This is a genomic window from Actinophytocola gossypii, assembly GCF_025165815.1.
GTDB lineage: Bacteria > Actinomycetota > Actinomycetes > Mycobacteriales > Pseudonocardiaceae > Actinophytocola > Actinophytocola gossypii.
Map to the genome: position 1 here is coordinate 380,905 of NZ_JAFFZE010000004.1, position 16,684 is coordinate 397,588.

The window sequence follows — 16,684 nt, forward strand, 5'->3', positions numbered from 1 at the left end:
CGACGACGGGCCTCAGCCCGCGCCCTCGCGGCGGGTGTCGTCGGCGGCGAGCAGGTCCTCGCGTGCCCTGGCGACCCGGGACCGGACGGTGCCGAGCGGGACGTGGCAGATCTCGGCGACCTCGGCGTAGGGCAGGCCGAGCACCTGGGTGAGCACCAGCGCCTCGCGGCGGTCCGGGTCGAGCCGGTCGAGCAGCAGGTTGACCTCGACCAGGTCCTCGAAGCCCGCCGCCGCGCCTCGGGCCGCGGCCTGCCGGTCGGCGGCGGCGTTCCAGTCCACCGCGCCGGTGGTCCTCGGCCGGGACGTCGCGGTCCGGATGTGGTCCACCACCACCCGGCGGGCGATCGACAGCAGCCAGGTGCGGGCCGAGGACCGGGCGGCGAAGCGGGGCAGGCTGGGCAACGCACGCAGGTAGGTCTCCTGCGTCAGGTCGTCGGCCAGGCCCATGCCGGCGAGGTGGGCGACGAGGCGCCAGACGTCCCGCTGGGTGGCGCGGACGAACCGGTCCAGCGCCGCCCTGTCGCCCCTTCCCGCGGCCAACGCCAGCGCGGTCAGCTCATCCTCACCCGGGGTCACGGCATCGCAGCGTAAACGGTGCGGAACCCGTGGGGAACTCCGGCGCCCGCGCTGACGACAATTGTGGACATGGAGTGCTCCACGTGCCGCGAAGCCCTGTCCGCGAGGATGGACGGCGAGGTCGAACCGGTACCCGCGGCGTCGACCGACGAGCACCTCCGCGCGTGCCGGTCCTGCCGGGAGTGGCACGACCGAGCCATCGACCTGACCCGCTCGCTGCGGGTCAGGGAGGCGACCCCGGTCCCCGACCTGACCGGCGCGATCCTCGACGACGCCCCGGTGCTGGTGAGCAACCGCGGCTGGGGAACGCGGCTCGGGCTCGGCGTGGTCGCGGTCGCGCAGCTCGGGTTGGCGCTGTCCCAGCTGTTCGGAACGACGACCGCGGCGTCCCACGCCCAGCACGTGCCGATCGCGACCCACCTGTTCAACGAGGGCATCGCCTGGAACCTCGCGCTGGGCGTCGGGCTGTTCTGGGCCGCGTTCCACCCGAGGGCCACCGCCGGGATGATCCCGGTGCTCGGCGGGTTCGTGCTCGTGCTGCTCGCGTACTCCACCCACGACCTGATCACCGGCGCGGTCCCGGTCTCCCGGGTCGCCGGGCACGGGCTGCTGGTCGCCGGGCTGATCCTGCTCGTCCTGGTCAACCGGCGCACCCGCGACGACGAACCGCACGGCACCCGGCGGACCGGCACGGACAGCGCCACGGACATGGGGAGCACCGCACCCGGGCCTGCCGGGCGGTCCGGGCGTGGCCGGCCACCGCTGCGCCCCGCGAGCCGGCACCGGGCCGCCTGACCGCGCCTACTGGCCGGTGGGGCTGTTCCGCACCGGCCCCACCCAGCTGGCGAGCAGGCCCATCGCCTCGTGGGACGGGGTGCCGGGCTCGGTGGTGTAGACGAACAGGGTCTGGTCGCGGTCGCCGGGGGTGGTGAGGGTCTCGTACTGGACGGTGATGTCCCCGACGGTCGGGTGCCGCAGCCGCTTGCTGCCGAACGTGCGCTGGAAGACGCCGTGGTCCTCCCACCACTCGCGGAACCGCGGGTCGCGGTCGGCGAGCTCGGCGACCAGCTCGCGCGCGGCCAGGTCGTCCGGGTCGTCGCCGAGGTCGAGCCGCAGGTTCTCCACGCACGCCCTGGCCTGCGTGTCCCAGTCCACGAACAGCGTCCTGGCCGCGTCGTCGAGGAAGATCCAGCGGGCGTAGTTGCGGTCTCTCGGCCGCATCGCCTCGAAGTCGGCGAACAGCGCCCTGGCCAGGCGGTTGCTCGCCAGCACGTCGGTGCGCCTGCCCAGGATCAGCGCCGGGTGGCCGTCCAGGGTGTCCAGGAACTGGTGCAGGCCCGGCCGCACCCGCTGGACCGTCTGCGTACTCCGTCGCCGGCTGCCGGCCGGGGCGCCGACCAGGTCGCCCAGGTGCCGCCGGCCCGCCTCGTCGAGCCCCAGCGCGCGGGCGACCGCGTCGAGCACGCTGTCCGACGGGGTGATCCGGCGCCCCTGCTCCAGGCGTGCGTAGTAGTCGGTGGAGACCCCGGCCAGCAGCGCCACCTCCTCGCGCCGCAACCCGGGGACCCGACGGATCCGCCCGTCGTGCGGCAACCCGGCTCTGGCCGGGTCGATCCTGCTCCGCGCGCGGCGGAGGAAGTCGGCCAGCTCGCGGTTGACGCTCGTCACCCCACCATCGTGCCAAGACCCGCGCCGGGCCGCCTGGACCTGTGCGTCCCAGGTACGCGCGACCGAGGTCGCGGAGGGCCGATCGTGGGCCCCACGGACGCCCGCCGGACGCCAAGACTGGACGAGCCAACCCCCGGAAGGAGCATCACCATGTCCCGTACCTGGTTCGTCACCGGCACGTCACGCGGCCTCGGCCTCGAGCTCGTCAGGCAGCTGCTGCGGCGCGGCGACGACGTCGCGGCCACCACCCGCTCGACCGACCGGCTCACCGCCGCGCTCGCGGACACCGACACGTCCCGGCTGCTGGCCCTCGAGGTCGACCTGGCCGACGAGCGCGCGGTGGCCGGCGCGGTCGCCCGCGCCACCGAACGCTTCGGCGGCCTCGACGTCGTCGTGAACAACGCGGGCTACGGCTTCATCGCCGCGGTCGAGGAGACCACCGACGCCGAGGCCCGCGCCATGTTCGACATCCAGGTGTTCGGCGCATGGAACGTGCTCCGCGCCGCGCTGCCGGTGCTGCGCCGGCAGCGTCGGGGGCACGTCGTGAACGTCTCGTCGATCCTCGGGCTCACCGCCTTCCCCGGCTGGGGCCTGTACTGCGCCGGCAAGTTCGCCTTGGAAGGCATGAGCGAGGCGCTCGCGGCCGAGGTCGCCGACCTCGGGATCAGGGTCACGCTCGTGGAGCCCGGGTACTTCCGCACCGACTTCCTGACCACCGGCTCCCTCGCCCTGCCGGCCGAGACCGCGGACGGCTACCCGGGCATCCGCGAGATGACCCGGGACCACCTGGCCCTGCAGGGCAGCCAGCTCGGCGACCCGGTCCGGGGCGCCGCCGCGATCGTCGAGGTCGTCGAGGCGGGTGACGGCCCGCTGCGCCGGCTCCTCGGCTCGGACGCCCACGCCTACGCCACCGCGAAGGTCAAGGCCCTCACCGAGGACATCGACGCCGGCCGCGAGCTGGCGCACTCGACCGACCACGACCCGGTCTGATCCCGGTCGTCAGGCCCGCATGACGACGAGGTCGCCGTGGCCGCCGTAACCGAGGACGGGTTCGGCGTACTGGGTGCCGTCGAAGGTGACCATCCACCAGGAGCCGTCCGAGCGCACGATCATCGGGTGCGGGATGTTGGTGCCGTATGGCGCGTCCAGGGTGCCGAGCCTGCGCATCTCCAGGTCGTACACCGGGTAGTTGCGCGCGTCGCCGTCGCTGGCCAGCACGTACCACTCGCGACCGACCCGCTGGATGATCGTGCCCTCGGTCTGGTCGACCGAGGTGTCCGCGCCGACCAGCTCCAGGCCATCGGCGTAGTCGGCGCCGCGGGGCCCGACGGCCAGCGCCGGGTGGAACACGAACGCCGGCTGCTGCGCCGGGCTCTCCACGAAGGCGACGTACCAGCGGCCGTTGATCTTCGTCAGCGCCGGGTCCCACGAGCTGACCGAGGTCGGCAGCGGAAGGCGCTCGGTCGGCAGCACGTGCACGCCGGACAGCACGTTCGCCCGGGTGACCGCGTGTCTGATGTGGACGCCGTCGAAGTCGAAGTCGCCCCAGGAGCTCATCGTCACGATGAACCGGTCCTCGGCGTCGTCGTAGACGAGATGGCCGGCGTGGTCGCCGACCACCACACCGTCGCGGGCGAAGAACAGCGTCGCGACCTGTTCCAGCTTCGAGGGGTCGGCGAGGTCGAGGGTCCACACGCCCCAGTGCGCCTGCTGGAAGAACCCGAGGCCGGCCTGGGTGAACGTGAGGTACAGCTTGCCGTCCCGGACCAACGGCCTGCCGTCGACGTGCTGCACCACGTGTGGGTCGCGCACGCCCGCCTGGCCGAAGTAGCCGGCACGCACCCGGCCGAGCGTGGCCGACCCGTCGCCCCGGCCGCCGTAGGCGTAGCTCATCGTGCCGAGCGTGTCGGGCACCCGCAGGTCGATGAGCGCGCGCACGCCGTCCCGTTCGGTGATCAGCGGGTGCCAGCCGGTCCCGGTGCCGGTGGGGTCGGCCAGCACGGTGACGGCGTTCTCGTTCACCACGGTGGCGAGCTGGAACGGCGCCCGCAGCGACGCGGGGGCGGACTTCACCACGGTCGTGGTGCCGCCGGTGGTGACCTCGATGCTCACCCGGCCGGCGCCGGCGTCGTACACGCCGAGCACGGACGCCGACGCCCCGGCGAGACCGGCGACCACGCCCGCGGCGCCGTCGACCCGCTGGACCTCGACGGTGACGGTGCCGTACGGCGCGCGCGGGCGGACGTTCGTGGTGATCAGCGTGCCGCCGGCGAGCGTGCTCGGCCGGGGCGTCAGCGCGGTGTCGAACTGGACGAACCGGGGTGCGATCAACGCGAACGGCCGGGACTTGTGGGTGACCGAGAAGTGCAGGTCGAAGGGCGTGGTGCGGGCGGACGGCGCGGCGTTCGCCGTGGCCGGGCCGAGCATGCTCGCGGCAGCGCCGGTGGCGCCGAGCAGGCCGAGCCCGCGTAAGACGGTCCGGCGGTTCGCCTCGTGCTGGTTCACTGCGGGGCCTCCTGTCGTGGCGGCGCGCTCAGGACGCGCCCATGACCAGTCCTTCGATGGTGTGTTTCTGCGTGATCGGTCGCAGGGTGTCGACGATCGGGCAGTCCAGGTGCGCGCGCAGCGACTCGGGCAGCGTCGCCCAGAACCGCGAGGTGACCGCCAGGTCGTGCCGCTCGCCGTTGATCGCGCCCGGGCCGTCGACGCCGAGCACGAGCACCGGCCGGGACTTCCGCGAGTGGTTCTCGGTGCCGCGGTGGACGGTCAGCGCGGAGCGGATGGAGATGTCGCCCATCCGCGGGTACCTGCGGCTCGCCCGCTCCTGGTAGCGCGGGTAGGCGGACTTCGGCGGGAACATGCCGTGCTCGAAGTCCGTGCCGTCGTCGAACTGGGTGCCGGGCGCGATCTCGAACGGGCCCATGTCCTCTTCGGTGTCCACAGTGGTCACGTTGATGGCCAGCGAGTCGAGCGTGCCGGTGTCGCGGGTGACGTCGGGCATCGGGAAGTCGCGGTGCCACGGCTGGTCGACCGCGCCCGGCAGCGGCACGTCGAAGCCGACCTCGACGATCCGGTAGTCGGGACCGAGCACGGACTCGCACACCGCGCTGATCCACGGGTGCGTGGCGAGTTCGACGAACCCGCGCAGCTGTTCGGGGTGGATCTCCACGTAGTAGCGGTTCGGGCCGCGGCCGACGGCGCCGTCGGCCCGGTCGAGCGCGTCGGCGAACGCGACGTCCACGTCCTCGCCGAGGCGCTGGACCCACGACCGGTCGAACGCCCCCGGTAGGCCGATCACCCCGTCCCGGTAGAGCCGCGCGTGCAGTTCCTCGACCTCGGGTGCGCTGAACGGGGCGACAGTGGCCCCGTGAGCGGTCTCGTGCGGAGTCATCCGGACCTCCTCGGCGACGACGACGGGAAGCGCCTTCGAGTTTGCAACGTGGCATGCGACGTTGCAAGGGGTAGAATGGAGCAAACCCCGAGGAGGCGGAGATGCCCGCGAGACTGCGGGACGTCGCGGAGCACGCCGGCGTGTCCGTGCGCACGGTGTCCAATGTGGTGAACGGTTTCCGGTACGTGGCGCCGGAGACGCGGGCCAGGGTGCAGGCGAGCATCGACGAGCTTGGCTACCGGCCCAACCTCGCCGCGCGCACGCTGCGCCGCAGCCGCACGGGCTTGGTGTCACTCGTGGTGCCCGAGATCGACTCGCCGTACTTCGCCGAGCTGGCCGCCCGCACGGTCCGCGTGGCGCAGCGCCGGGGGCTGACCGTCCTGATCGACCAGACCGACGGCGACCCCGAGCGCGAACGCCTGCTGCTGCACGGGAAGCGCAGCCAGCTCGTGGACGGCGTGCTGTTCAGCCCGTGGACGGTCGCGCCGGCGGACGTCGCCGCGCGCACCGACACCGTGCCACTGGTCCTGCTCGGCGAACACGACTCCCCCGACCAGTTGCGTGTCGACCACGTGGCGATCGACAACGTGGCCGCGGCCCGGGCGGCGACCGCGCACCTGCTGGCCACCGGCCGCCGCCGGATCGCCGCGCTCGGGGTGCAGCCGAGCATCTTCAACGCCACCGCCCGGCAACGCCTGCTCGGCTACCACCAGGCGCTGTCCTCAGCCGGCGTCCCGGTGGCCCCGGAGCTCGAACGCCCGGTCCGCACCCTGCACCGCGCCGACGGCCACCGGGCGATGCTGGAGCTGCTTGACCTGCCCGAGCCGCCGGACGCGGTGTTCTGCTTCACCGACGAACTGGCCCTCGGCGCGATGCGCGCGGCCGCGGACCGCGACGTGCGGGTGCCCGACGCCGTGTCCGTCGTCGGCTTCGACGACATCGAGGACGGCCGGTACAGCGTCCCCGCGCTGAGCACCGTCTCCCCCGACAAGGACGGCATCGCCGAGCTGGCCCTGGACTGCCTCGCCACCCAGCCCGACGACCCGCACACCGGCCGGTCGATCGTTGCACCGCACCGGCTACTGGTCCGCGCCACCAGCTGACCGGCACGGCCTCGGGCGCCCCGGCTAGATTGCGCACGTTCCGTTCGATCTTTCACCCCATGGGGCCCACTCGACATGTCATCACGAAGATTCCTGCCCTCGGTCCTCGTCACCGTTGTGCTCGCCGCCGGTTGCGCCGAGGTCGACACGTCACCCGCGACGCCTCCGTCAACCACACAGTCGAGCGCTTCGACCACCGCAGCCGACGACGACGCATACACCGCGATCCCCCGGACCAGGGTTTCGCTGCGGATACCGCACGGCATGACGGTCGACGAGACCATCACGGGAGTCGGTCGTCCTGGCACGAGAACAAGCATCGTGGTACTCAGCAGTCCCTTGGGCGGGACGAAGACCCCGCAGGAGGTGCTGGACGAGGTCGCCACGGGCTTGGTCGGTCCACAGGCCGCCCAACAGGGGTTGGATCTGGGCGCCGTCCGTGAGCTGGAGGTCGCGGGCCACCCCGCGATCGCAACGACTGGCACCCAGCTGGCGGCGGGCACGACGTACCAGAAGGCGGTCGCGGTGCTGGTCGCGGACAACACTTATGTGCATATCACGGGAACGGCCGAACCCGGTGACCCCTTGTCCGCCGACGACATGCTGGACGTCATCACCGACGCGCGCTGGAACACGGACACCGCGCCCGGCGACGTCGGTCTCGACATCACTGTCGCCACCGGCTACGAACGCGTGCTGGACACCAGCGCGGGAATTCTCGCCACCCTCGGCGGCGAGTCGGGCATGGACGTCCCCAAGCTCATCGCCACCCCGTCGCTCGGGCAGAGCCCGATCGGGGAGGAACGGCGCCGCTCGTTCGCCACGGAACGGTTCGAGAAGCTGCCGCACGAGCCCACGATCGAGACGATCACCGAGGTCGACATCGCCGACCTGCCCGGGTTCGAACTGACCGGCCACAACAGCGACGGCCACGTGGTCTACGCCGCGGTGCTGTTCACCGACAGCGGCTACGTCGTGATCAGCGGAAACTTCGACCCGAACCGGCACTCCGACCAGCTTCCCGCGTTCAAGGACATGGCACGTTCTCTCGAACTCACCTGACCCCGGGGCGCCGGCCGATGTGACGGGCCTAAACTTGATTTGTTCCAGACTAGCGGCATAGGGTGCGGACATGACGTCCGACTTCGAGGCTCAGCTGCGGGCGGCCTCGTTGCGCGTGACCCGGCCCAGGTTGGCGGTGCTCACCGCGCTGCGCGACCACCCGCACGTCGACACCCACAGGTTGATCGCCCTGGTGCGGGACGATCATCCCACGGTCTCCCACCAGGCGATCTACGACGTGCTGCGGGCACTGACCGACGCCGGTCTGGTACGGCGCATCCAGCCGGCTGGCGCTACCGCGCGCTACGAGTCCCGGGTCGGGGACAACCACCACCACATCGTCTGCCGCTCCTGCGGTGCGATCGCGGACGTCGAATGCGCCGTCGGGCACACGCCCTGTCTCACCGCCTCGGACGACCACGGGTTCGTGGTGGACGAGGCGGAGGTCGTCTACTGGGGCACCTGCCCCGACTGCGCGGCCACTCCCACCCCCCAATGATCCGCCAGTTCGGAAGGAAGTAGATGAGCGACACCAACGGCCCCTCCAGCGCGCAGGGCGTGGACGAGAAGGCCGCGGCCGGCTGCCCGGTCGCGCACGACTCCGTGACCGCGCACGGCAGCGAGAGCGAGAACCCCGCGATCGACTCGCCGACCTCGAAGACCGGCGGCCGTCCGCGCACGAACCGGGACTGGTGGCCCAACCAGCTCGACCTCTCGGTGCTGCACGCCCACTCGTCGAAGAGCAACCCGCTCGGCGAGAACTTCAGCTACGCCGAGGAGTTCGCCAAGCTCGACGTCGAGGCCCTCAAGCGGGACATCGCCGAGACCCTCACCACCTCGCAGGACTGGTGGCCGGCCGACTTCGGCCACTACGGCGGCCTGATGATCCGGATGAGCTGGCACGCCGCCGGCACCTACCGCATCCACGACGGCCGAGGCGGCGCGGGCGACGGCGGTCAGCGGTTCGCCCCGCTGAACAGCTGGCCGGACAACGCCAACCTGGACAAGGCGCGCCGGCTGCTGTGGCCGGTCAAGCAGAAGTACGGCCAGAAGATCTCCTGGGCCGACCTGCTGGTGCTCGCCGGCAACGTCGCCCTGGAGTCGATGGGCTTCAAGACCTTCGGCTTCGGCTTCGGCCGGGAGGACGTCTGGGAGCCGGAGGAGATCTTCTGGGGTCCGGAGGACGCCTGGCTGGGTGACGAGCGCTACGTCACCGACTCGGAGATGGTGCCCGACCTCGGCGCGACCGAGATGGGCCTGATCTACGTCAACCCCGAGGGCCCGCGCGGCAGCGCCGACTACATGGCCGCTGCCCACTTCATCCGGGAGACCTTCGGCCGGATGGCGATGAACGACGAGGAGACCGTCGCCCTCATCGCCGGCGGCCACACCTTCGGCAAGACCCACGGCGCCGGCACCGCCGACGACCACGTCGGCGCGGAGCCCGAGGGCGCCCCGCTGGAGGCGCAGGGCCTCGGCTGGCTCTCCACCCACGGCAGTGGCAAGGGTGCGGACACCATCACCAGCGGGCTCGAGGTGACCTGGACCGACGTGCCGACGAAGTGGAGCAACCGCTTCTTCGAGATCCTCTTCGGCTACGAGTGGGAGCTGACCACCAGCCCCGGTGGCGGCAAGCAGTGGGTCGCCAAGGACGCCGAGGAGATCATCCCGGACGCCCACGACCCGGCCAAGAAGCACCGGCCGACGATGCTCACCACCGACCTGTCGCTGCGCTTCGACCCCATCTACGGGCCGATCTCCCGCCGCTTCATGGAGAACCCGGACGAGTTCGCGCTGGCGTTCGCCAAGGCCTGGTACAAGCTGCTGCACCGCGACATGGGTCCGGTCAGCCGCTTCCTCGGGCCGTGGGTGGCCGAGCCCCAGCTGTGGCAGGACCCGGTGCCGGCCGTCGACCACGAGCTCGTGGGTGACGCCGACATCGCCGCCCTCAAGGCGAAGGTCCTCGAGTCCGGCGTCCCGACCGACCAGCTGGTCGCCACCGCGTGGGCCTCGGCCGCGAGCTTCCGGTCCACCGACAAGCGCGGCGGCGCCAACGGCGCGCGGATCCGCCTCGAGCCGCAGCGCGGGTGGGAGGTCAACCAGCCGGAGCGGCTCGCGACCGTCCTGGAGACCCTCGAGGGCATCCAGCGGGAGTTCAACGCTTCGGGCGGCGCGAAGATCTCGCTCGCCGATCTCATCGTGCTGGCCGGCTCGGCCGCGGTCGAGAAGGCGGCGGCCGACGCGGGCGTCGAGGTGACCGTGCCCTTCCGCCCTGGTCGCACCGACGCCAGCCAGGAGGACACCGACGTCGAGTCGTTCGCGGTCCTCGAGCCGCGTGCCGACGGGTTCCGCAACTACCTGCGTGCCGGCGAGAAGCTCCAGCCGGAGGTGCTGCTGGTCGACCGCGCCTACATGCTGAACCTCACCGCGCCGGAGATGACCGTGCTCGTCGGCGGCCTGCGCGCCCTCGGGGCCAACGCCGGCGACAGCCGGCACGGCGTGCTCACCGACCGGCCGGGCGCGCTCACCAACGACTTCTTCGCCAACCTGCTCTCGCCGGGTACCCGGTGGAAGGCGTCGGAGTCCGAGGAGCACGTGTACGAGATCCGCGACGCGGCGACCGACGAGCTGAAGTGGACCGCCACGGCGGTCGACCTCATCTTCGGCTCCAACTCGCAGCTGCGTGCCCTCGCCGAGGTCTACGCCAGCGATGACGCCCGCGAGAAGTTCGTACGGGACTTCGTCGCGGCCTGGACGAAGGTCATGGAGCTGGATCGCTTCGACCTCGCCTGATCGGCGTCCACACCGACGAGCCCGGTCGATCCCCGTGATCGGCCGGGCTCGTTCGTGTGCGGAATAGTCCACACACTCACCCCCCGCTGGTCGTTGAGGGCCGCGTGTTCTCTCGGTTACGCTGAGAAATCGATATGGGAGCGCTCCCAGAGAAACGAATCGCCGGAGAATGGAGTCCTCACCCATGCGTACGCGCACCACGAGGCGGCGTGGCATCGTGGCACTGGTCGTCGCCACCATGGCCTGCCTGTTCGTCTTCACCCCGACGGCCTCGGCACACGGAACGATCGTCGGTCCGCCCACCCGGGCCTACCAGTGTTGGGACGACTGGGGCAGCGACCACATGAATCCCGACATGCAGCAGCAGGATCCCATGTGCTACCAGGCCTTCCAGGCCAACCCGGACACGATGTGGAACTGGATGAGCGCGCTGCGGGACGGCCTCGGCGGGAACTTCCAGGGATCGACCCCCGACGGTCAGCTGTGCAGCAACGGCCTGTCCCGCAACAACTCGCTGAACCTCGCGGGGCCGTGGAAGACCACCACCATCAACGACAACTTCACGATGCACCTGCACGACCAGGCCGCCCACGGGGCGGACTTCTTCCGGGTCTACGTCAGCAAGCAGGGGTTCGACCCGACCACCCGGAGCCTCGGTTGGGGCGATCTCGACTTCATCACCCAGACCGGCAGCTACCCGCCGGCGAACGACATCACGTTCAACGTCCAGACCTCCGGCTACTCCGGACACCACGTCATCTTCACGATCTGGCAGGCATCCCACCTCGACCAGACCTACATGTGGTGCAGTGACGTGATCTTCAACTGAGTGGAACCGGACGGCGGGGCCCGGCGCGAACCGGGCCCCGCCGTTCGCCTCAGCTCAGCGGCTGGATCCAGATGTCGCGGAACTGCACGGCGTTCCCGTGGTCCTGCAACCGGATCGCGCCGGTCGACGGGCCCTCGGGGATGCTGCCGCCGGTGACGCCGGGGATGGCGAAGTTCCGGTGCACCACCTCGCCGTTCCACACCACCGTGACCCGGGCGTCCTCGACCTTGGTCCCCGCCTCGTCGTAGCGGGCGGCGCGGAACCAGATGTCGTAGGTCTGCCACGTCTCCGGTGGCTTCGCCGCGTTGACGTCCGGCGCCTTCCGCGTGTAGATCGCGCCGGCCTCGTTGTCGGCGAGCGTGGTGTCGCCGTACGAGTCGAGGATCTGGACCTCGTAGCGCTCCTGCAGGTAGACGCCGCTGTTGCCGCGGTCCTGGCCGGTCACGTCCGGCGGCAGTTGCGGCACCTTGAACTCGACGTGCAGCCGGAAGTCGCCGAACGCGTCCTTGGTCCGCAGGTCACCGCCGTTGACCTCCATCGCGTTCCGGCCGACCATGGGCCAGCTCGCGAGCCGGCCGTCGGTGTGTCGCCATTCGTCGGTGTCCCCGCCGTCGAACAGGACGATCCGCTCCCCCGGCTTCCTGACCGAGATCAGGTCGAGGTTGACGTGCCCGGTGTCGCCCTCGTCCACCTTGTACTGGATCGTGTTGTGTCCTCGGCGCAGCCACACCTGTTCGGTCTTGGTTGCCCACTGTTCCCAGGTGACGGTGGTCGGCAGGACGGTCTGCCGCACCTTCCTGCCGTTGACGTACAGGCTCACGGACTTGTCGCCGGAGAAGGGGTTGGGCCCGTTCGAGTAGCGCAGCCCGATGTCGTGGCGACCCGTGCGGTACGCGGTGACGTGCATCGTGGTGGACGCGCCCTGCTCGCCGAACCTGTCGACGAACCCGATGCCGGTGTAGCCGGAGTGGTCGGTGTTCACGCCCGCCCCGCCCTCGCGGTGACCCTCCTCGGCCTCGTAGAACACCTGGCGCTCGTGCCGGCCGGGGATCGCGTTGAGCGTGTACCAGGCCTCGGTGCTCCACAGCTCCTCGCCACCCTCGGCGGCGAACGGACGCGGCGAGCGCAGGTGCACGACGCGGTCGGTCCTGAGCCCCGGGATCTCCAGGACGACGGTCCTGCGGTCGCGCGTGACGTGCGCGGAGGTGACGGCCAGCTCCTCCTCGTCGACCTTCGGGCCGCCGTACTGCTCGGTCGCGGCGTAGCGCCACTGGTTCACCTCGTACGCCGCGGCGGCGTCCTCGGCGATCTTCGTGACGGTGTCGTCGGACAGCGGTCGGGTGTAGGTGATCCGGAAGCCGTCCCTGGTGGCCTTCATCGACTTCATGTCGAAGGTGTTGGCGCCGTTCGGGGTCAGCTTCTGCAGGCCGAACTTGAGCTTTCCCTCCTGGCCCCAGTTGCCGTCCGCGCCGAGACCGCCGACGTAGATCGCGCCGTCCGGCCCGATCGTCGTCTCGGTGAGGCCGACCTCCAGGCCCTGGGTGTGCCGGAACACCGCGCCCTGGTACTCGCCGTGCACCTTCTCCAGGTACGCGCGCTGCAGGCCGCCGTAGGTGACGTCGCCGATCAGCAGCTGGCCCCGGAACGGGCCGGACCGCATGGTCACCGGGGTGCTCGGCGAGTTCGCGATCTCGTTCTGCGGCAGCCACAGCACCGGCTTGGTCACCGGCTTGTGGTCGAACCGGCCGTCGGGGTTGGTGTAGTGGTTGAAGAAGCGGCCCGGCTCGACGTGCACCAGCTTGGACGCCGGCAGCCAGCCGCCCTGGTTGTCGGTCACGAAGACCTCGCCCTTGGGGCCCCAGCCGATGCCGTGCGGCGTGCGCAGGCCGCCCGCCAGGTAGGTGACCTTCCCGGTCCAGCGGTTCACCGCGATCGTGGTGCCGCGGTCGGCCGCGGGCTGCGGGTCGGTGGTCGCGCCGCCGTAGTCGATCGCGACCGACAGGTTCAGGTAGAAGTGGCCGTCACGGTAGAGCAGGCCGAACGCGAACTCGTGGAAGTTCCCGCTGAACGGCCAGGTGGCGACCGTGCGCTGCTCGTCGATCACGTCGTCGCCGTCGGTGTCGCGCAGCTCGGTGAGCTCGTGCTTCTGCGAGACGTAGATCCGCCCGTCGAGGACCTTGAGCCCCATCGGCTCCCGCAGTCCGGTGGCGATCTTCTTGTAGGTCACCTGGGACGGGTCGGTGTCGCCGGTGACGCCGTCGAGGACGTAGACCTCGCCGAGGGTGTTGAGGCTGCCGCCCCAGGTGGCGATGACGAGCCTGCCGTCCTCGGTCCAGTCCATCGCGGACACCTGCGGCTCGAAGCCGTCCGGGCGCAGGTCGGTGAGCGTGTAGTCGGGGTTCACCGAGTTCAGCGGCAGGCCGTCGCCGGGGCTGTCGGTGATGCCCTCGCATTCCTTGCGCCCCGGCGCGGTCACCCGCACCACGTCGGCGTCGGTGGACAGGACCGAGTTCGGCACCACGGCGAAGTCCGTGGCACCCGGCGGCCGCCAGCCGAGCCGGAGCACCTGCTCGCCACCCGCCTCGAAGTACTCGACCCGCAGCGAGTGGTAGCCGGCGGTCAGGGTGACGGTGCCGTCCTTGGGCTCCTCGCCGTGCAGGCCGTCGTGGTCGATGACGAGTTGGTCGTCGATGTAGAGACGGGAGCCGTCGTCACTGGTCAGCCGGAACGTGTAGTCGCCCGCCTCGGCCACGTTGATGTTGCCGATGGCGTGGGTGACGAAGTTGCTCTCGAAGCCGAAGTCGGCCTGGGTGGTCCAGTCGATCGTCGGCATCAGCTTGTCGACGTTCGGGGTCTGGCCGGTCTTGAGGGTGCAGATCTCGCTCAACGGCACCTGCACGTCGAAGGTGCGCAGCGTGACGCCGGGCTCCTGGGGCGGCAGGTCCGCGGGCTGGGCGGCCGCGGCGGGCGCGGTCAGCGCCACGATCGAACCGAGGACGCCGGCACAGAGAAGACCGGCCAGCCCTCTTCTGCGATGACTTCCGCGATGACGCTCGGACGGTAAGAACACTCTTCCTCCTTGAAGATCACCCGAGCCGGAGCTCGGCCGTCCCCCTCGGAGGATCTTTCCGCCTGATCAGCAAAAGTGGAAGCAACTTTTGATTACCTCCCACCTTCTTTTAGAGTTAATATGCAAAAGAACTACACACGGTCACCTTCTCATCAGATCTTCCCGAAACGACATTCGTTGTCAATTGACCGCCGGCCTGATAGACATCGGGCATGGCTGATCCGGAGACCCGCGGCGCCCTGGTCCACCTGGTGTTCGGCACGATGGCCGCGCAGGCCGTCCGCGCCGCCGTCCGGCTCGGCGTGCCGAACGCGCTCGCCGGCCGGGAACGCACCGCGCCGGAGGTGGCGGCCGACTGCGCGACCGACCCGGACGCGACCCGGCGGCTGCTGCGCGCGCTCGCCGCGCTCGATCTGCTGACCGAGACCGGCCCCGACACGTTCGCCCTCACCCCCGCCGGCGCCCTGCTGCGCAGCGACCAGCCCGGCTCGCTGCACGCGTTCGCCGAGATGTTCACCGACGAGACGATAACGGGCGCCTGGCAACGGCTCGACCACGCCGTGCGGACCGGGAACACCACGTTCGCCGACGTGTTCGGCACCGACTTCTTCGCACACCTCAAGTCCCGGCCCGAACTGTCGGCCACGTTCAACGCATCGATGAGCCAGGGCACCGCGCTGGTCGCGGAGACGCTGCCGGCGCGCTACCCGTTCGAGCGGTTCCACACCGTCGCCGACATCGGCGGCGGGGACGGCACGCTGCTGGCCGCGATCCTCCGCGCGCACCCGCACCTGCGCGGCATCCTGTACGACACCGAGGAGGGCCAGGCCGAGGCCGGCGCCACCCTCGGCCCGGTCGCCGATCGCGTCGACCGGGCGACCGGCGACTTCTTCACCGGCGTCCCCGCCGGCGCCGACGTCTACCTGCTGAAGAGCGTCATCCACGACTGGCCGGACGACGCCTGCGCGACCATCCTCGACCACTGCCGCCGGGTCGTCCCCGCCGACGGCCGCCTGCTGATCGTCGAGCCGATCCTGCCCGACGTCGTCGACGAGGCGGCCCCGCCGGTGATGTACCTGAGCGACCTCAACATGCTCGTCAACCTCGGCGGCCGGGAACGCACCCGTGCCGACTTCGACGCCCTGTGCCGCCGCTGCGGCTTCGCGCTCACCGACGTCGTCGACCTGCCCCCGGCGGCCTTCCGCATCATCGAGGCCACTCCCGTCCAGCAGTGATCAACCGCCGTTCAGCGGCAGCCAGGCGGTCTCCGGCGGCAGCGGCGCCCGCCCGCGGTTCGCGTCGGTGATCGCGGTGCGGAACGCGGCGGCGGCGGGCGACAGTGGTCGGTGCGGCACCTCGACCACCGCGATCCGGCGTTCCATCCTCGGGTCGCCGAGGGGGCGGTGGGCCAGACCGGCGAACCCGACCAGCGGCAGCACCAGGCCGGGTACCGCCGACACGCCGAGTCCGGCGGCGACCAGCCCGGCCACCGCGCTGATGTTGCGTGCCTCGACCGCGTTGCGGGGCGCGGTGCCCGACTCGGCGAACGCCCGGTCGAGGTGCTGGCGGATGCTGGTCGTGCGGTCGAACGCGATGAACGCCTCCCCCGCGAGGTCCGACCAGGACACCTCGGCGGCCGAGGCGAACGCGTGCCCCGGCGGGAACACGACACAGAACCGGTCCCGCGCCACCGGTGTCACGTCCAGGTCGTCGAGCGGCTCGCCGGTCGCGGACACCACGGTGATGGCGAAGTCGACCACCCCGGAGCGCACCCGGTCCAGCACCTCGGTGGCCAGGGCGTCCTCGATGGACAGTGCGACGCCCGGGTGCGCGCGCTGGTAGCCGGACACGATCGAGGGCAGCAGGATCGCCGCGAGCGAGGGCAGCGTCGCCACCCGCACCCGGCCGCGCCCGCCGTCGAGGAAGCCGGCGAAGTGCCGCAGGTTGGCGTCGAAGGTGGCGACCGTGGTGCGGGCGACGGCGACAAACTCCCGTCCGGCCGCGGTCGGTTCGAGGCGGCGCGTGGTCCGCCGGAACAGCGGCACGCCGAGCCTGCGCTCGACCTCCAGCACGGTCCGCGAGAGCGACGACTGGGCGGTCAGCAGCGTCTCGGCGGCGGCGGTGAAGCTGCCGGCGTCGTGCACGGCGACGACGACGCGCAGCTGCTGGACGGTCAGATCCATGCGCACGAC

Annotated in this window: 14 protein-coding genes; 8 read left to right on the forward strand and 6 right to left on the reverse strand. The window is 71.2% G+C overall.

The features are described 5' to 3' along the window. Positions 1 to 12: 12 nt before the first annotated feature. Entirely contained in the window at positions 13 to 576 is a 564-nt protein-coding gene (locus JT362_RS03090; RefSeq protein ID WP_260189455.1) for a sigma-70 family RNA polymerase sigma factor, read from the reverse strand. A 69-nt stretch (positions 577 to 645) separates the two neighbouring features. Between JT362_RS03090 and JT362_RS03095 the strand changes: the two genes are divergently transcribed. Further along, a complete protein-coding gene (locus JT362_RS03095; protein ID WP_260189456.1) occupies positions 646 to 1,371 on the forward strand; it encodes a zf-HC2 domain-containing protein in 726 nt (241 codons plus the stop codon). A gap of 6 nt (positions 1,372 to 1,377) precedes the next feature. On the opposite strand, the gene JT362_RS03100 is transcribed toward JT362_RS03095, so the two are convergent. Further along, positions 1,378 to 2,244: a helix-turn-helix transcriptional regulator gene (locus tag JT362_RS03100; protein WP_260189457.1), complete on the reverse strand. Its 867-nt coding sequence runs from the start codon at positions 2,242 to 2,244 to the stop codon at positions 1,378 to 1,380. Between the two features lie 150 nt (positions 2,245 to 2,394). Between JT362_RS03100 and JT362_RS03105 the strand changes: the two genes are divergently transcribed. Beyond that, on the forward strand, positions 2,395 to 3,234 hold the full coding sequence (locus JT362_RS03105; protein ID WP_260189458.1) for an SDR family NAD(P)-dependent oxidoreductase: 840 nt from the start codon (positions 2,395 to 2,397) through the stop codon (positions 3,232 to 3,234). 9 nt (positions 3,235 to 3,243) lie between these two features. Here JT362_RS03105 and JT362_RS03110 read toward each other — a convergent pair whose 3' ends face one another. Further along, entirely contained in the window at positions 3,244 to 4,749 is a 1,506-nt protein-coding gene (locus tag JT362_RS03110; RefSeq protein WP_260189459.1) for a glycoside hydrolase family protein, read from the reverse strand. Between the two features lie 28 nt (positions 4,750 to 4,777). Continuing rightward, entirely contained in the window at positions 4,778 to 5,635 is an 858-nt protein-coding gene (locus JT362_RS03115; protein ID WP_260189460.1) for a phytanoyl-CoA dioxygenase family protein, read from the reverse strand. A gap of 101 nt (positions 5,636 to 5,736) precedes the next feature. Here JT362_RS03115 and JT362_RS03120 point away from each other — a divergent pair, with 101 nt between their 5' ends. The 5 genes from JT362_RS03120 (at position 5,737) to JT362_RS03140 (ending at position 11,422) form a co-directional block, all read left to right on the forward strand. After that, positions 5,737 to 6,738, forward strand: coding sequence for a LacI family DNA-binding transcriptional regulator (locus tag JT362_RS03120; RefSeq protein WP_260189461.1), 1,002 nt, complete (start codon positions 5,737 to 5,739; stop codon positions 6,736 to 6,738). Between the two features lie 339 nt (positions 6,739 to 7,077). Beyond that, a complete protein-coding gene (locus tag JT362_RS03125) occupies positions 7,078 to 7,800 on the forward strand; it encodes a hypothetical protein (RefSeq protein ID WP_260189462.1) in 723 nt (240 codons plus the stop codon). A 70-nt stretch (positions 7,801 to 7,870) separates the two neighbouring features. Beyond that, positions 7,871 to 8,299 carry a Fur family transcriptional regulator gene (locus JT362_RS03130; protein ID WP_260189463.1) on the forward strand — a complete coding sequence of 143 codons (429 nt, stop codon included), beginning with the start codon at positions 7,871 to 7,873 and terminating at the stop codon, positions 8,297 to 8,299. A gap of 23 nt (positions 8,300 to 8,322) precedes the next feature. Next, positions 8,323 to 10,593 (forward strand): catalase/peroxidase HPI, encoded by a 2,271-nt coding sequence (gene katG, locus JT362_RS03135; RefSeq protein WP_260189464.1) that lies wholly within the window; start codon positions 8,323 to 8,325, stop codon positions 10,591 to 10,593. 184 nt (positions 10,594 to 10,777) lie between these two features. After that, positions 10,778 to 11,422: a lytic polysaccharide monooxygenase auxiliary activity family 9 protein gene (locus tag JT362_RS03140; RefSeq protein WP_260189465.1), complete on the forward strand. Its 645-nt coding sequence runs from the start codon at positions 10,778 to 10,780 to the stop codon at positions 11,420 to 11,422. A 49-nt stretch (positions 11,423 to 11,471) separates the two neighbouring features. Here JT362_RS03140 and JT362_RS03145 read toward each other — a convergent pair whose 3' ends face one another. Further along, on the reverse strand, positions 11,472 to 14,408 hold the full coding sequence (locus JT362_RS03145; RefSeq protein ID WP_260189683.1) for a 3-keto-alpha-glucoside-1,2-lyase-like domain-containing protein: 2,937 nt from the start codon (positions 14,406 to 14,408) through the stop codon (positions 11,472 to 11,474). A gap of 296 nt (positions 14,409 to 14,704) precedes the next feature. On the opposite strand from JT362_RS03145, the gene JT362_RS03150 reads away from it, so the two are divergent. Further along, positions 14,705 to 15,727 carry a methyltransferase gene (locus JT362_RS03150; protein WP_260189466.1) on the forward strand — a complete coding sequence of 341 codons (1,023 nt, stop codon included), beginning with the start codon at positions 14,705 to 14,707 and terminating at the stop codon, positions 15,725 to 15,727. Here the strand turns inward: JT362_RS03150 and JT362_RS03155 are convergent, their stop codons facing one another. Beyond that, positions 15,728 to 16,675: a LysR family transcriptional regulator gene (locus JT362_RS03155; RefSeq protein ID WP_260189684.1), complete on the reverse strand. Its 948-nt coding sequence runs from the start codon at positions 16,673 to 16,675 to the stop codon at positions 15,728 to 15,730. It lies immediately after the preceding gene. Between the last annotated feature and the right edge of the window lie 9 nt (positions 16,676 to 16,684).

Coding starts and splice junctions, on each gene's coding strand:
- JT362_RS03095 (WP_260189456.1), top strand. CDS start 646: ATGGAGTGCTCCACGTGCCGCGAAGCCCTGTCCGCGAGGATGGACGGC.
- JT362_RS03130 (WP_260189463.1), top strand. CDS start 7,871: ATGACGTCCGACTTCGAGGCTCAGCTGCGGGCGGCCTCGTTGCGCGTG.
- JT362_RS03150 (WP_260189466.1), top strand. CDS start 14,705: ATGGCTGATCCGGAGACCCGCGGCGCCCTGGTCCACCTGGTGTTCGGC.
- katG (WP_260189464.1), top strand. CDS start 8,323: ATGAGCGACACCAACGGCCCCTCCAGCGCGCAGGGCGTGGACGAGAAG.
- JT362_RS03120 (WP_260189461.1), top strand. CDS start 5,737: ATGCCCGCGAGACTGCGGGACGTCGCGGAGCACGCCGGCGTGTCCGTG.
- JT362_RS03155 (WP_260189684.1), bottom strand. CDS start 16,675: ATGGATCTGACCGTCCAGCAGCTGCGCGTCGTCGTCGCCGTGCACGAC.
- JT362_RS03105 (WP_260189458.1), top strand. CDS start 2,395: ATGTCCCGTACCTGGTTCGTCACCGGCACGTCACGCGGCCTCGGCCTC.
- JT362_RS03115 (WP_260189460.1), bottom strand. CDS start 5,635: ATGACTCCGCACGAGACCGCTCACGGGGCCACTGTCGCCCCGTTCAGC.
- JT362_RS03140 (WP_260189465.1), top strand. CDS start 10,778: ATGCGTACGCGCACCACGAGGCGGCGTGGCATCGTGGCACTGGTCGTC.